This window comes from Methylobacterium nigriterrae (assembly GCF_037106235.1).
Taxonomy (GTDB): domain Bacteria; phylum Pseudomonadota; class Alphaproteobacteria; order Rhizobiales; family Beijerinckiaceae; genus Methylobacterium; species Methylobacterium nigriterrae.
On sequence record NZ_JBAWTG010000843.1, the window covers coordinates 1 to 273 of the forward strand.

General features: G+C 67.0%; 1 protein-coding gene. It reads left to right on the forward strand.

Annotated elements, in window-relative coordinates; genetic code table 11:
- Nucleotides 1–41: 41 nt before the first annotated feature.
- The coding region (locus WDW90_RS39385) for a thioredoxin domain-containing protein (RefSeq protein WP_336493027.1) at nt 42–273 on the forward strand (232 nt) is incomplete at its 3' end.

Consider the following 273-nt stretch of genomic DNA (forward strand, 5'->3'; position numbering starts at 1 on the left):
CGCTCCTGCAGTTCCAGAGACACAAGTGGAGCGAGGAGCCGATGCCCGCTGCCCGCAACATCGTCTGTCCGCACTGCGCGCGGACCAACCGGGTCCCTGTGGACCGGCCGGCTGAGGCAGCGCGATGTGGGGCCTGCCACCATCAGCTGTTTGCAGGCTCTCCCGCCGCAACCGATGCCGCCGGCTTTGCGAAGCATCGCCGAAACAATGACATCCCCGTCCTGGTGGACGTCTGGGCACCATGGTGTGACCCCTGCCGGGCTATGGCACCGA